Source organism: Rhodococcus sp. JCM 9793 (genome assembly GCF_055380405.1).
This window is the reverse complement of sequence record NZ_AP043721.1, coordinates 5,042,244-5,055,398: the sequence shown is the minus strand read 5'-3', so window position 1 is coordinate 5,055,398 and position 13,155 is coordinate 5,042,244. Positions and strand designations below refer to the sequence as shown.

Here is a 13,155-nt window from a genome sequence, read left to right as displayed (position 1 = left end):
TCGTGTCCGAAGATGTAATGCCTGAGAATGCAACGGTCTCGGCCGCAACCGGTTTCGACCTTCTGGGGGCGCTCCCGACAGGGACGACGGTACTCGAGGCATCGGCCGGAACGGGGAAGACCTACGCGATCGTGGGCCTTGCGACCCGGTACGTCGCCGAAGGTATCGCCGACCTGTCCGAACTCCTGCTCGTCACGTTCAGCCGCGCAGCCACACAGGAACTCCGGGAACGGACCCGTGCTCGGTTCGCCGAGGTCGTCGAGGCCCTCGCCGATCCGGAGTCTGCTGCAGCCGACAACGACCGACTGATCCGGCATCTGGCCGCCCACGACGTCGACAACCGCCGCACCCGCCTGCGGCAGGCACTGTCGGACTTCGACGCCGCGACCATCGCCACGACCCACGGGTTCTGCCAACGGATGCTCGACGAACTCGGCATCGCCGGCGAGCGTGAACCCCACGTCACGGTGGTCGAGGACGTCGACGACCTCACGGTCGACGTCGTCGCCGACATCTACCTGCAGAGATACGGGCGAATCCCACCGCCCATCACCTACGCGGAGGCCATGGTCGCCGCCCGCGCGGCGATCTTCGATCAGCAGGCCGCGCTCGCTCCCCAGAACGCCGACGGGACTCCGGCGGGGGAACGCGTCGGTTTCGCGCAGCAGGTGCGCGCCGAGGTCGAGCGCAGGAAACGGGCGACAGGGCTGCGTGACTTCGACGACCAGCTCGCGTTACTGCACCGTGTGCTGAGCGATCCCGAGCACGGCACGGCCGCATGCATGCGGATCCGCGCACGATTCGATGTCGTCCTCGTCGACGAATTCCAGGACACCGACCCCAAACAGTGGGAGATCCTCCACCGGGCGTTCCACGGCCACAGCACTCTGGTGCTGGTCGGCGATCCGAAACAGGCGATCTACGCTTTTCGTGGGGCCGAAGTGCTGAGCTACCTCGATGCGGTGAACACGTCCGATGCGCATCGGGAGCTCACCACCAACTGGCGCAGCGACGCCGACCTGATCACCGCGCTCGACCACGTGTACGGCGGTGCAGCACTGGGGGATCCGAGAATCTCCGTGCACCGGGTCGACGCCGCACGCGACGGGACCCGCCTTTCGGGGACGGCCCCGCTGCGCCTGCGTCATCTGCCGCGCACCGGGGCCGGACCATTGGGCAAGTCCGGCTATCCGACTGTCGGGCCACTGCGAGCCAACGTCGCCCGCGACGTGGCCGCCGATGTGGTCGCGCTGCTCGACGGCAACGTCACCATCGAGCGAGGCGGACGTGAGGAGCCGGTGGAGCCCGGACACATCGCGATCCTCGTCCGGACGCATGCCCAGGTCTCCCTCGTGTACGAGGAGCTGCAACGGACGGGTGTGCCGTGTGTCCTGGCCGGCGGGACGAGCGTCTTCACGACCCCCGCAGCCCAGCAGTGGTTGTGGACCCTGCAGGCGCTCGAACAACCGCACCGCGCTGATCGGGTGCGTCTCGCAGCACTGACACCATTGCTCGGATACACCGCAGAGGATCTCGTCGCGCGCGGCGACGAACTGGTCGCGCAGGTCGGTGGTGTGCTCCGCGATCTTGCGATGGTGTTCGCACAGTCCGGATTCGCGGCGTTGTTCGAGCGTCTCGCCACCGTGGGCGAACTCGAGGCGCGCCTGCTCCGAACGGCGTCGGGGGAGCGGCAACTGACCGACATGCGGCACATCGCGGAGTTGCTCGACGATGCGGCCACGTCAGACTCGTTCGGTATTGCGTCGCTGACGCGATGGTTCGAAGATCGGATGAACGATCCGGGACGCGGCAGCTCCGACCGTAGTCGTCGCCTCGACAGCGACGCTGCAGCCGTGCAGATCCTCACGGTGCACGGCAGCAAGGGACTCGAGTTTCCGGTCGTCTACGTACCGTACGCATGGGACGCCGCGAAGAACCCGAACCCCGACACCCTGCTGTTGCATCATGACGGCCGCCGCATCCTCGACGTCGGTGGTGAGGGCAGTCCGGGCTACGGCGAGCGGCGCCGCACCCACGAGGCGGAGGAAGCCGGTGAGGAACTGCGACTGCTGTACGTGGCGCTGACCCGTGCCTGCTGCCAGCTGACCCTGTGGTGGGCACCGTCCTACGGGACGGCCCGCTCACCGCTGCACCGAGTGCTGTTCGCGCGCAACCCGGGCAGCTCCGAGGTCGCGCCCGCAGCGGGCATTCCCGCCGACTCGGTGATGGCCGAACAGTTCGCATCGTGGGCGAAGGCCTCCGGCGGTCTGATCTCGGTGGAAGCCACGGGAATCGTCGGCAAGAAGGAGATCACCTGGTCGAAGCCGCAGCAGGACGACGTGTCCCTGATCGCTGCACGGTTCACCCGGGTGCTCGACAACACGTGGCGACGCACCTCGTATTCGGCGCTCACCGCGTCGGCTCACGACGGTGTCGGCGTCGGCAGCGAGATCGAAGAACCCGAGAAGGACGACGAGCCGGAAGAACCCCCGTTGGCGACACCCGATCCCGCGGCGGAGGGGATCCCGTCGACCATGAACCACCTACCCGGGGGCACGGTCTTCGGCACACTCGTCCACGCCGTGTTCGAAATCGTCGACACCTCGGCCGCCGACCTCGAAGCCGAACTCACCGCATGCTGTCGCGACGTGGTGGCACAGCGACTGTCCGACATCGACCCCGACGAGCTCGCGCACGCACTGCTGCCCGTCCTGTACACCCGGCTCGGTCCGCTCGCGCGCACGCTGGCGGACTTCTCACCGAAGGACCGGCTCGCAGAGCTCGACTTCGAGTTGCCTCTCGCGGGCGGCGACGATCCCGCTGCCGTGACCGTCACCCTGGGGCAGGTCTCCGATCTGCTGCGACGCCACCTCACTCCCGACGATCCGCTCGTCGAGTACGCCGATCACGTGCGTACCCTCGAGCCGGTGCCGCTGCGCGGATACCTCACGGGGAGCATCGATGCCGTCCTGCGCATCGACGGCCCGAGGTTCGTCGTCGTCGACTACAAGACCAACCGGCTCGCCCCCGGTGAGTTGACGACGGGCCACTACACCCGCGACGCGATGGCAGCGGAGATGATCCGAGCCCACTATCCGATGCAAGCGCTGCTGTATTCGGTTGCGCTGCACCGATACCTTCGGTGGCGTCTGTCGGGGTACGACCCCGAGATCCATCTCGGTGGCTCGCAATACCTGTTCGTTCGCGGCATGGCCGGACCGGACAGTCCCCCCGGTAGCGGCGTGTTCGACTGGACGCCGCCCGCCGCGCTCGTCACCGACCTGTCGGATCTTCTTGCCGGAAGGGCCCTACCGTGATCGACTCCCGAATTGCGCAGCGAGGCAAAGGCGCCCTACGCGACTTCAACGAGGCCGGGGTGCTGGCCGCTGCCGACGTCCATGTCGCTCTGAGACTCGCGAACCTCGGCGGCGAACCGAACGCCGACGTGCATCTTGCCACCGCCCTCGCCGTTCGTGCCGTGCGCTCCGGTTCGGTGTGCCTCGATCTGACGCGACTGCGCGACGTCACCGTCGACGAGGACGAGGACGGAAACCCGGTGGTCGACCCGGAGTCCTTGCCGTGGCCACACGACGACGAGGTCCTCGGCGCCCTGCAGCGCAGTCCGCTCGTGATCGGCGGCGACCGCGGGTCGCTGCGACCGTTGCGCCTCGTCGATACCGACGAGGGCCCGCTGCTGTATCTCGACCGGTACTTCCGGCAGGAACAGACGATCCGGGAGGTCCTCGTCGCCCGCGGCGACGGCTTCCCCACGGTCGACGACGACCGGCTCACCGTTGCACTCGACGAGTTGTTCCGCGACCAGCACGACCGCACGAAGCCGTCCACGGCGCCCGATCGTCAACGTGTCGCGGCTGCGCTCGCCGCGACACACCGGACCACCGTGATCGCAGGCGGCCCGGGAACCGGGAAGACGCACACTGTCGCGCGGATTCTTGCTCTGCTCGAGACCATGGAAGGCCCTGGCCTCCGCATCGGACTTGCGGCACCCACCGGCAAGGCAGCGGCTCGTCTGCAGGAGTCGGTGCGCGAGCAGGAGTCGGAGTTGACGCTGCCGCCGGGGCTCACGGCCATGACACTGCACCGCATGCTGGGCTGGCAACGTGGCCGCACCCGCTTCCGTTACCATGCCGACAACCATCTGCCGTACGACGTCATCGTCGTCGACGAGACCTCGATGGTGTCACTGACGATGATGTGCCGGCTTCTCGAAGCGGTCCGCCCCGATACGCGCCTCGTCCTGGTCGGCGACCCCGACCAGCTCGCCTCCGTCGATGCCGGTGCCGTGCTCGCCGACCTGATCGCGCGGCCCGTCTCCGGCGACGTGAACCCGGTGTTCATCCGGGCCGCAGCGCGCGACCTCGAAGCCTCCGGTGATCCGGACGAGGCCGCCTTCAGACCCCTCGAACACGACCGGTTGCGGGGCGGGATCGTGCGGTTGAGCCGCGGTCGCCGATTCGGTGGTGAGATCGCGCGCCTGGCAGTTGCAGTGCGCGACGGCGACGGCGACAAGGTCATGGAGATCCTGCGCTGCGGGGCGCCGGAGATCGCGTTCCACCCGCCCGACGACGTCGAGTCGCTGCGGCGCGACGTGGTGGGCTCGGCGCAGGAGGTCACCGCAGCCGCTCTGACCGGCGACATCCACGCAGTTCTCGAACGGTTCGAGACCCATCGTCTGCTGTGCGCGCACCGCGACGGTCCGTACGGGGTGCAGTGGTGGGCGCGGCAGGCCATGGAATGGATCGGTGCGTCGACCGGCCGCCGACTCGACCCCGAGCGGTGGTATCCGGGACAGCCGCTGCTGGTCACGGCCAACGATCACGAGGCTCGCATCTACAACGGTGACACCGGTGTCGTCGTGCGCCGCGACGATGGCGAACTCGTTGCCGCCTTCGCGCGCGGTGAGCACCCGTTCGTGCTCCATCCGAGTCAGCTGTCGGCGGTGCAGACCGTGTATGCGATGACGATCCATCGCAGTCAGGGCAGCCAGTACGGCACCGTGTCGGTCATCCTGCCCGACGAAAGATCGTCGCTGCTCACCCGCGAGCTGCTGTACACCGCGATCACGCGTGCGCGGTCCAAGGTGCGGATCGTCGGGACGGAAGCGGCGGTGCGCGCGGGCGTGGAACGTCAGGTGCTGCGAGCCAGCGGGCTGCGTCGCGAGATCCGCGTCTGACTCCCCGGGCGACCCACCGGCGTGCCACTCTGGAGTGAGACTTCGCGCGGCGAATTGCCGGCGAGGAGTGACGACGATGAACTGGCTGGATGCGGACGGGTATGTGATCGGGCGGCTGCTGGTCACCCGAGGGATTGCCGCGCTGTACCTGGTGGCGTTCCTTGCAGCATTGCTGCAGTTTCGTGCACTGATCGGCGAACGAGGAATGCTGCCGGTGCCCGAGTTTGTGCGGGACCACCCGTTCCGTTCCTCGCCGAGCCTGTTCCACTGGCGGTTCACCGACCGTACCTTCGCCGCAGTGGCAACGATCGGAGCGATCCTGGCGGCGCTGACCCTCGTGGGTGTCACCGAGCGCCTGCCGTTGATCGCCTGCATGTTCGTGTGGTTCGCGCTGTGGGCGGCGTACCTGTCGATCGTCAATGTGGGGCAGATCTGGTATTCGTTCGGGTGGGAATCACTGCTGCTCGAAGCCGGAGTACTCGCCATCTTCCTCGGAAACGCGGAGACCGCACCGCAGTTCCTGGTACTGATCATGGTGCGGTGGTTGCTGTTCCGGGTCGAATTCGGGGCGGGACTGATCAAGTGGCGCGGCGACCGCTGCTGGCGCGACCTGACGTGCCTGTACTACCACCATGAGACCCAGCCGATGCCCGGCCCGCTGAGCCGTTGGTTCCACCAGCTGCCGCGGCCGCTGCACCGGATGGAAGTGGCAGGGAACCATGTCACGCAACTCGTGGTTCCGTTCGCATTGTTCACGCCGCAGCCGGGGGCAGGCATCGCCGCCGGGATCATGATCGTGACGCAACTGTGGCTGGTGCTCAGCGGCAATTTCGCGTGGTTGAACTGGGTCACCATCGTGTTGGCGTTCTCGGTGTTGCCCGACAGTTTCTACTCCGCTGTGGTCACCCCGGACTCCGACTTCGCACCCACGCCCGAGCCGTTCACCGCAGCGGTTCTCGCGCTGACCGCCGTGGTCGTCGCTCTCAGTGTCCAGCCCGTGCGGAACCTGATGTCGAAGCGGCAGGCGATGAATGCGTCGTACAACCCGTGGCACTTCGTCAACACCTACGGCGCGTTCGGCAGCATTACCCGCACCCGCAGGGAGGTGATCGTCGAGGGCACGACCGATTCGGTGGTCACCCCGGCGACCGAGTGGCTCGAGTACGAATTCAAAGGCAAGCCCGGCGACGTGCTTCGCCGACCTCGGCAATGCGCGCCCTACCATCGTCGGCTCGATTGGCTGATGTGGTTCGCCGCGATCTCGCGGGACTACGCCGTCGGCTGGTTCCCCCGGTTCGCCGCGCGACTCCTGGACAACGACCCCGACACCCTGCGATTGTTGCGTCACAACCCGTTTCCTGATGTGCCTCCCGCGCTGGTTCGCGCACGCGTGTTCCGCTATCGGTACTCCACGTCGGCCGAGTATCACGCGACCGGAGCATGGTGGGTGCGTACCCCGGAGAGCAGCTTCATGCTGCCGGTGTCGAGGGTGGACCTTGCAGGTTTCTGAACGCACCCACCACAACTCAGGACTTCACCACAACCGGTAGTCGTCGGCGGACACAGTGAATCCGTGCGCGTCCGACTCACACGTGACGCCGGTACTTTCGTCGATCGTGCAGGTGAACACGCTGACCTTCAACGCCTCCCCGTACGGGAGGACCTGCGCGGTCCGGTCGGGATCCATGAAGGCGATGTCGCCGATGTTGCTGAACTGGCCCTGGCCGGACGATTCCACGATCACGACGTTCGCCGGCACCGTGACATCCGCTGCTCCGCTACCCGGAACGCGGGGCGCACTCGACGGCATGGTGCCCTGGCAGCCCGCAACGGGGTCTGTGTGGGTCAGGATCGCGCACTCGAACTTCCCGCTTTCGGACAGGAAGTAGTACACACCGGGCTGCGCGCCCGCGTAGTCGTCGGAGTCGGCGGGAACGGGTGCCTTCGTGGTCGTGGTCGTGGTTGTGGTTGTGGTCGTCGGTGCGGTCGATGTCGTCTGCGCCGCCGATGTTGTCGGGTCGGCGGCGGTGGCCTCTCCGGATACCGTGTCGCCGCAGGCTGTGACGGTGACGAGCGTTGCGGCGAGTGCGATGAACGATGCGGTGGTGCCCCGGCTGATCATGCCGGGAGCATAGCGATCCTCTCCGGGCGGTGTTCCACCAGATGCTCGACGACGAACTTCGCGTCTGCGCCCGCGCCTCCGACCAGCATGGACCGGAAAGACGACTGGAATGCCAGGCCGGTGAAGTACAGACCGGGAGCATCGGCGACGACTCCGCGCTGCTCGAGTGGCCAGCCGTCGTCGCCGACGACCGGGAGATCGATCCAGCTGTAGTCCTGATGGAACCCTGTGCACCAGATGATGTTTGCCGCGTCGACGACCCGGTCGTCACCGAGAACCGCGCGACCGCCGCGGACGCCGGTCATGCGGTCGATGACGCGTTCGACGCCGACTGCTGCGAGATCCTTGCGCTTGACCCGCAGTGCCGGGGCGCCGTGGAGGCGTTCGTGTTGCCGGAGTTTCCTCCCGATCGGTGTGCGCAGCGACATGACGTGTCCCCACACGAACCAGAGGACGGGAAAGAGCATTCGCATCCGGCGGGTTTCCAATGGCACAGGAATCTGGCCGGTGTCGCGCCCGCACAGGAGTGTCTGATGCGACCCCGCGACTTCGAACGCGATGTCGCAGCCCGAATGCGAGGCGCCGACGACCAGAACCGGTCCGTCCTGCAGCTGCTGCGGGTTGCGGTATTCGCTCGAGTGCAGCTGCAGGATCGAGGGGTCGAGTTCGTGCGCGAAATCGGGAACGGCCGGGGCCCGTCCGAAGGTGCCGGTGGCCACCACGACGTTGCGCGCGACGAACCGCGCAGTGCCGCACTCGACGAGAAACCCGTCGTCGGAACGTGAAATACGATGCACCAGAGCGGAGGTGCGCACCGGAAGGTCGAATGTCTCCGCGTAGGTTTCGAGGTAGTCTGCCACCTGATCCTTGCCGGGGAACGAATCGGGCGCCGCGGGGAACGTCATGCCGGGCAGACAGTCGCGAGCGGCCGGGCTGTAGAGCCGGAGCGAGTCCCAGTGGCAGCGCCAATTGTTGCCGAGCCGGGGGTTCGCGTCGAGGATCACGAAACGTCGACCGTTGCGGGCGAGGTGGTACCCCGTGGACAAGCCCGCCTGTCCCGCACCGATGACGACGGTATCGACGGATTCGGTCAGTGGGAGTGCATCTGCCGGGGAGAGCGGTGTCGTAGTCATACTTCGACGGTATGGGCGGGGCAGCTGCTGTCGCATCGGGCGATCTGTGCAGATCGGTCCACGCCGGTGGCATGGGTCATTCTGTGTAGATCCCGGCACGTTCCTGTCAGACGAGGTGGTGCTCGTACGCGTAGGCGGTGGCGGCCGAACGCGACGAGACGCCGAGCTTGGCGAAGATGTTGCTCAGATGGCGGGCGACCGTCTTCTCGCTGAGCACCAGCGCCTCGGCGATCTCACGGTTGGTGCTGCCCGCCGCGACGACTCGCAGCACCTCGATCTCGCGCGCGGTCAGTCCAGCGGGCGTCGGCGGGCGCGGGTTGTAGCGCCGGAGCAGCTGCAGATCAGGTGCCGCCCCGAGTTCTCGGAATGCCGTCGCGGCCGACTCGAACTCCATCAGCGCGGTGTCGTGGTCCCCGAGCGCGTCGCAGCAGCGTCCTTGCAGTACTCGGACATGCGCGCATGCGTAGGGCGCGTCGAGGTCCTGCCACAGTCGCCACGCGGTGCGGAGCCGGTCGAGCGCCGGTCGCGGATCGCCTTCTGCGAGCAGCACGGCACCGAATGCGTGGGCGGACATGGCGGTGAGCGCCGTCGACTCCACTGCGGACGCCACCGCTTCCAGTTCCTCCGCGAACCGTCGTGCATTCACGACGTCGCCCTCCGCGAGTGCCATGTCGACCGCGGCCTCGAGCATCCGCGGGCGGAAGAGGGACGTCGATTCGGACAACGCGCGACCTATCCCGGCGCGGGCGCTGTCGAGGTCGCCTTGCGCGAGACGGAGCCGAGCCAGACCCGGTTGGGTCTCATGTCCGGTGAGCGCGGCCCGGCGGTACGCGGCATCGGCGGCCGAGAACTCGCCGCGTAGGCGGTGCAACTCGGCGAGCTCGTAGTGGGCCATGCCGATCGCTGGATTGGCCGTCGGCTCCGATAGCCTGCGGCACGCGAGGCGCACCTGCTCCATCGCTTCCCGCCACGCACCGTGCAGGTGCAGCATCTCGGCCCGGTGGACGAGACATTGGCCGCGGAACGGTACGAGGTCGGGCTGGGCATCGCACCAATCGCCCAGAGCGCGCGTCCACTCGGCGGCGCGGCGCAGCTGATAGGTCTCGTGGCAGGTGATGATCACGGCGCAGTACAGGATCCCGGTTGCGATGGGGGAGACCTCGCCGGTCGTCACCGAAACCATGGTCTCGTCGAGCACTGCCAGACCGGCACGGGCGTCGCCGAGCAGGATCCGTGCCTGCCCGACGCCGACACCGCTGAGCGCAATGAGGTCGCGATGCCCGCACTCCACACCGACTTCGCGCGCTGCGGTAAGAGTGGGAAGGGCCGACTCCGGATCGCCTCCGAGCAAGGTTCCGATGGCCTGAGGCACCGTGAGGAGTGCTCGGACCGACCGGACGGCGTCTGTCGGCGGTTCGCCGTCGAGGGCGCGTCGGGCGCGTGCGATCCACCCCGATGCGCGTGCGGAGTCTCCCGAGCTCGACAGGATGTAGGCCAACCAGAATGTGCTCTGGCCTGCGGCAGGTCGATCGTCGACGTGTTCGACGACGGCGCGCTCGAGCAAGCGGATGCACTCGTCGTCGTTGCCGGTCAGGTATGCGCACTGCGCAGCGCGATCGAGATCGTCAGCTCCGAGCGGCCGGAGTTCGTCGGCCGCTCGAAAATGTGCGGCCGCATCAGCCCACATGCGATCTCGGAATGCGAGGTGTGCTCGCTCGAACGCGTCGGTGGCGTCCATCCGAGCTCCCATCGCCCATGGTCGCCGGAAAGCTGTCAGGTCCGAATTCTACCGATCTCGGTGAGAGTGCTCCATCGTTCACGGTGGAGGTGAAACACCGTTACGCAGGGCGACGTTGAGACGTCACGTACTCGGCAATCACCGACAACGGCGCGCCGCCCGCAGTCCCGCAGTAGTAGGAGCGGGACCACAGATGCCCGCCCCACAGGTACCGGGAAAGGTGCTCCGCGTGATCGCGCCGCAAGTGCCGCGATGACACACCTTTGAGCGAATTCACCAGCTTCGACAACTGCACCGTGGCAGGGAAGTCGACGAGCAGATGCACGTGGTCATCCTCGCCGTTGAACTCCCGCAGCTCACATCCGAAGTCCGCACACACCTTCCGCATCACTTCCTCGCAGTCCGCCAAGATCGCGCCGGTGAACACACCGCGCCGATATTTAGTGATAAACACCAAATGTGCATGACAATCCCAAATTGCGTGTCTACCAACTCTGATTAGCTCTTCCTTACCCATGACACCAAATGCTATCGTGCTGATGTGTTGAAGCGATACCGCTACCGCGCCTATCCCGCAGGGGAGCAGCAGCACGCGCTGTCTCAACTGTTCGGGTGCTGCCGAGTCGTGTTCAACGACGCGCTTGCCGCCCGCGAGTCCGCCCGCAAAGCCGGAAACCGGGTGCCCGGCAAAGGTGAGTTGTCGGCGGCGCTGACCGCCGCGAAAACAACTCCCGAACGGGCGTGGCTGGCTGAGGTGTCGTCGGTGCCGTTGCAGCAGTCGCTGGCGGACCTGCATCGCGCGTACGCGAACTTTTTCGATTCTCGTACCGGGAAACGTAAGGGCCGCAGGGTCGGTGCGCCACGTTTCAAGAAGCGGACACATCGTCAGTCTGCTCGTTTCACCCGTAACGCGGGTTTCTCGGTTCTCGAGCCGGGCGGTGGGATCGGCCTGGTCAGGTTGCCGAAGATCGGGCGTGTGCGGTACGAGTCGTCGCGGCCGTTGCCGGCGGACCCGTCGAGTGTGACGGTGATCCGGGAGGCCGACGGTCGGCACTATGTGTCCTTCGTCGTTGATGAGCCGGCGCCGGCGGTGGTTCCGGCTCCGCCGGCGCGGGCTGCCGGTGTGGATGTCGGGTTGACGGATCTGGCGACGATCGTCTATGACGACGGTACTCGCGAGAAGATCGACAATCCTCGCTGGTTGCGGTCGAAGGAGCGAGGATTGGCCCGTGCACAGCGGGCGTACTCACGCTCGATGAAGGGGTCGAAGAATCGGGACAAGGCGCGTCGGAGGGTGGCGGTGGCGCACCGGAAGGTGCGCGAGACGCGGTGGGATCACCACCACAAGCTGGCACTGAGGTTGGTCCGCGAGAACCAAGCGGTTGCCCTCGAGGGATTGTCGGTGGCGGGTTTGGCGCGCACGAGGTTGGCGAAGTCGGTGCACGATGCCGGCTGGTCGACGCTGACCCGGTTGATCGAGGAGAAGGCCGCCGAGCATGGCCGGGTGGTGCACACGATCAGCCGGTGGGAACCGACGTCGCAGGTATGTGCGGGGTGCGGGGTGCGGGACGGGAAGAAGCCGTTGGATGTGCGGGTGTGGGTGTGCCCGTCGTGTGGGTTGGTGTTGGATCGGGATTACAACGCCGCTGTGAATGTGTTGCTCGCCGCTGGGCTGGTGGAGAGGGTAAACGCTTGTGGAGGGAGCGTAAGACGTGTGCTTGCATGCGCGGACCCGGTGAAGCAGGAACCCGCTGAACAGACCGCACCTTCTGGTGAGGCTGCGTAGGAATCCTCCGTGTTCACGCGGAGGAGGAAGTCAAGCGGATATACCGCGGCGACCACCAAGGTCAGTCGCCCACTCGCTCCCCGGTCTCGGGGTGGAACAGGTGCACGATGCCCTCGCGTTTGCGGAGGCGGATGGTGTCGGCCAACCGCGCCGGAGTGCGTGTCAGCGACCGCGCGACGATCTGGTTCCCGCTGCCGGGTACCCGCGTGTGCACATACGATTCGCTGCCGAGTTCTTCCACGAGTTCGACGACGGCTTCCACGCCCTCGCCATCGGTGAGTTCGAACTGTTCGGGTCGGATACCGGCCGTCACCGACGTGATGCCCGCCGAGTGCAGACTGCTGATGCGCTCACGCTCGACCGGGATCACGGTGTTGCCGATGAGAACTCCGTCGTCGGTGACGGTCGCGGGAAGGAGGTTCATCGCGGGGGATCCGATGAAGCCGGCCACGAATGCATTCGCGGGCCGGTCGTAGAGTTCGGTCGGCGATGAGAACTGTTGCAGCTGCCCCCTCTTCAACACCGCAACGCGGTCGCCCATCGTCATTGCCTCGACCTGGTCGTGGGTGACGTACACGGTGGTGGTGCCCAGGCGACGCTGGAGGGCGGCGATCTGCGTGCGGGTCTGCACACGCAACTTCGCATCGAGATTCGAGAGCGGCTCGTCCATGCAGAACACCTGCGGTTCACGGACGATTGCGCGCCCCATTGCGACACGCTGACGCTGACCGCCGGACAGCTTGGCGGGTTTGCGGTCCAGGTACTCGGTGAGGTCGAGGACCTTGGCGGCCTCCTCGACCTTCCGTCGGCGTTCCTCGGTGCTGACTCCGCGCATCTTGAGAGCGAAGCCCATGTTCTCGGCGACGGTCTTGTTCGGGTACAGCGCGTAGTTCTGGAACACCATCGCGATGTCACGGTCCTTGGGCGGCACGTCGGTCATGTCGACGCCGCCGATGGAGATCGAGCCTTCGTCGATGTCCTCGAGGCCGGCGAGCATGCGCAGCGCGGTGCTCTTGCCGGACCCGGACGGTCCGACGAGGACGACGAACTCGCCGTCCTCGATGTCGAGGTTCAGCGAGTCGACGGCAAGCGAGTCGGAGCTCTCGTAGATGCACGAGGCGTTCCGGTAGGTGATCTCGGCCATGATGGAAACCCTTCGTATCAGCAGTGGTTCGAGTGAGG

Annotated in this window: 9 protein-coding genes; 4 read left to right on the top strand and 5 right to left on the bottom strand. The window is 66.6% G+C overall.

The features are described 5' to 3' along the window. Positions 1-17: 17 nt before the first annotated feature. The 3 genes from ACZ46K_RS25355 (at position 18) to ACZ46K_RS25345 (ending at position 6,704) form a co-directional block, all read left to right on the top strand. The gene (locus tag ACZ46K_RS25355; protein ID WP_464745421.1) at positions 18-3,317 is read left to right on the top strand and encodes a UvrD-helicase domain-containing protein; all 3,300 of its coding nucleotides are present in this window, start codon (positions 18-20) and stop codon (positions 3,315-3,317) included. Beyond that, positions 3,314-5,194, top strand: a complete 1,881-nt coding sequence (gene recD / locus ACZ46K_RS25350; protein WP_464745419.1) for an exodeoxyribonuclease V subunit alpha — start codon at positions 3,314-3,316, stop codon at positions 5,192-5,194. The genes ACZ46K_RS25355 and recD overlap by 4 nt, the downstream gene beginning before the upstream one ends. Positions 5,195-5,270: 76 nt before the next feature. After that, positions 5,271-6,704, top strand: coding sequence for a lipase maturation factor family protein (locus tag ACZ46K_RS25345; protein ID WP_464745417.1), 1,434 nt, complete (start codon positions 5,271-5,273; stop codon positions 6,702-6,704). 24 nt (positions 6,705-6,728) lie between these two features. Here ACZ46K_RS25345 and ACZ46K_RS25340 read toward each other — a convergent pair whose 3' ends face one another. The 4 genes from ACZ46K_RS25340 to tnpA form a co-directional block, all read right to left on the bottom strand. After that, positions 6,729-7,316, bottom strand: coding sequence for a hypothetical protein (locus ACZ46K_RS25340; RefSeq protein ID WP_464745415.1), 588 nt, complete (start codon positions 7,314-7,316; stop codon positions 6,729-6,731). After that, positions 7,313-8,449: a flavin-containing monooxygenase gene (locus ACZ46K_RS25335; RefSeq protein ID WP_054809909.1), complete on the bottom strand. Its 1,137-nt coding sequence runs from the start codon at positions 8,447-8,449 to the stop codon at positions 7,313-7,315. The genes ACZ46K_RS25340 and ACZ46K_RS25335 overlap by 4 nt, the downstream gene beginning before the upstream one ends. 106 nt (positions 8,450-8,555) lie before the next feature. Beyond that, entirely contained in the window at positions 8,556-10,187 is a 1,632-nt protein-coding gene (locus ACZ46K_RS25330) for a LuxR C-terminal-related transcriptional regulator (RefSeq protein ID WP_464745413.1), read from the bottom strand. Between the two features lie 100 nt (positions 10,188-10,287). After that, positions 10,288-10,704, bottom strand: coding sequence for an IS200/IS605 family transposase (gene tnpA, locus ACZ46K_RS25325; RefSeq protein WP_464745411.1), 417 nt, complete (start codon positions 10,702-10,704; stop codon positions 10,288-10,290). 24 nt (positions 10,705-10,728) lie between these two features. On the opposite strand from tnpA, the gene ACZ46K_RS25320 reads away from it, so the two are divergent. After that, on the top strand, positions 10,729-11,973 hold the full coding sequence (locus ACZ46K_RS25320; RefSeq protein ID WP_464745409.1) for an RNA-guided endonuclease InsQ/TnpB family protein: 1,245 nt from the start codon (positions 10,729-10,731) through the stop codon (positions 11,971-11,973). Between the two features lie 61 nt (positions 11,974-12,034). Here the strand turns inward: ACZ46K_RS25320 and ACZ46K_RS25315 are convergent, their stop codons facing one another. Continuing rightward, positions 12,035-13,117 carry an ABC transporter ATP-binding protein gene (locus ACZ46K_RS25315; RefSeq protein ID WP_054805808.1) on the bottom strand — a complete coding sequence of 361 codons (1,083 nt, stop codon included), beginning with the start codon at positions 13,115-13,117 and terminating at the stop codon, positions 12,035-12,037. Positions 13,118-13,155 lie beyond the last annotated feature (38 nt).

Bases quoted from the DNA above. Each gene is read 5' to 3' on its own strand.
- ACZ46K_RS25340 (WP_464745415.1), bottom strand. From the start codon at position 7,316: ATGATCAGCCGGGGCACCACCGCATCGTTCATCGCACTCGCCGCAACG.
- ACZ46K_RS25330 (WP_464745413.1), bottom strand. From the start codon at position 10,187: ATGGACGCCACCGACGCGTTCGAGCGAGCACACCTCGCATTCCGAGAT.
- tnpA (WP_464745411.1), bottom strand. From the start codon at position 10,704: ATGGGTAAGGAAGAGCTAATCAGAGTTGGTAGACACGCAATTTGGGAT.
- ACZ46K_RS25345 (WP_464745417.1), top strand. From the start codon at position 5,271: ATGAACTGGCTGGATGCGGACGGGTATGTGATCGGGCGGCTGCTGGTC.
- ACZ46K_RS25335 (WP_054809909.1), bottom strand. From the start codon at position 8,449: ATGACTACGACACCGCTCTCCCCGGCAGATGCACTCCCACTGACCGAA.
- ACZ46K_RS25315 (WP_054805808.1), bottom strand. From the start codon at position 13,117: ATGGCCGAGATCACCTACCGGAACGCCTCGTGCATCTACGAGAGCTCC.
- ACZ46K_RS25355 (WP_464745421.1), top strand. From the start codon at position 18: ATGCCTGAGAATGCAACGGTCTCGGCCGCAACCGGTTTCGACCTTCTG.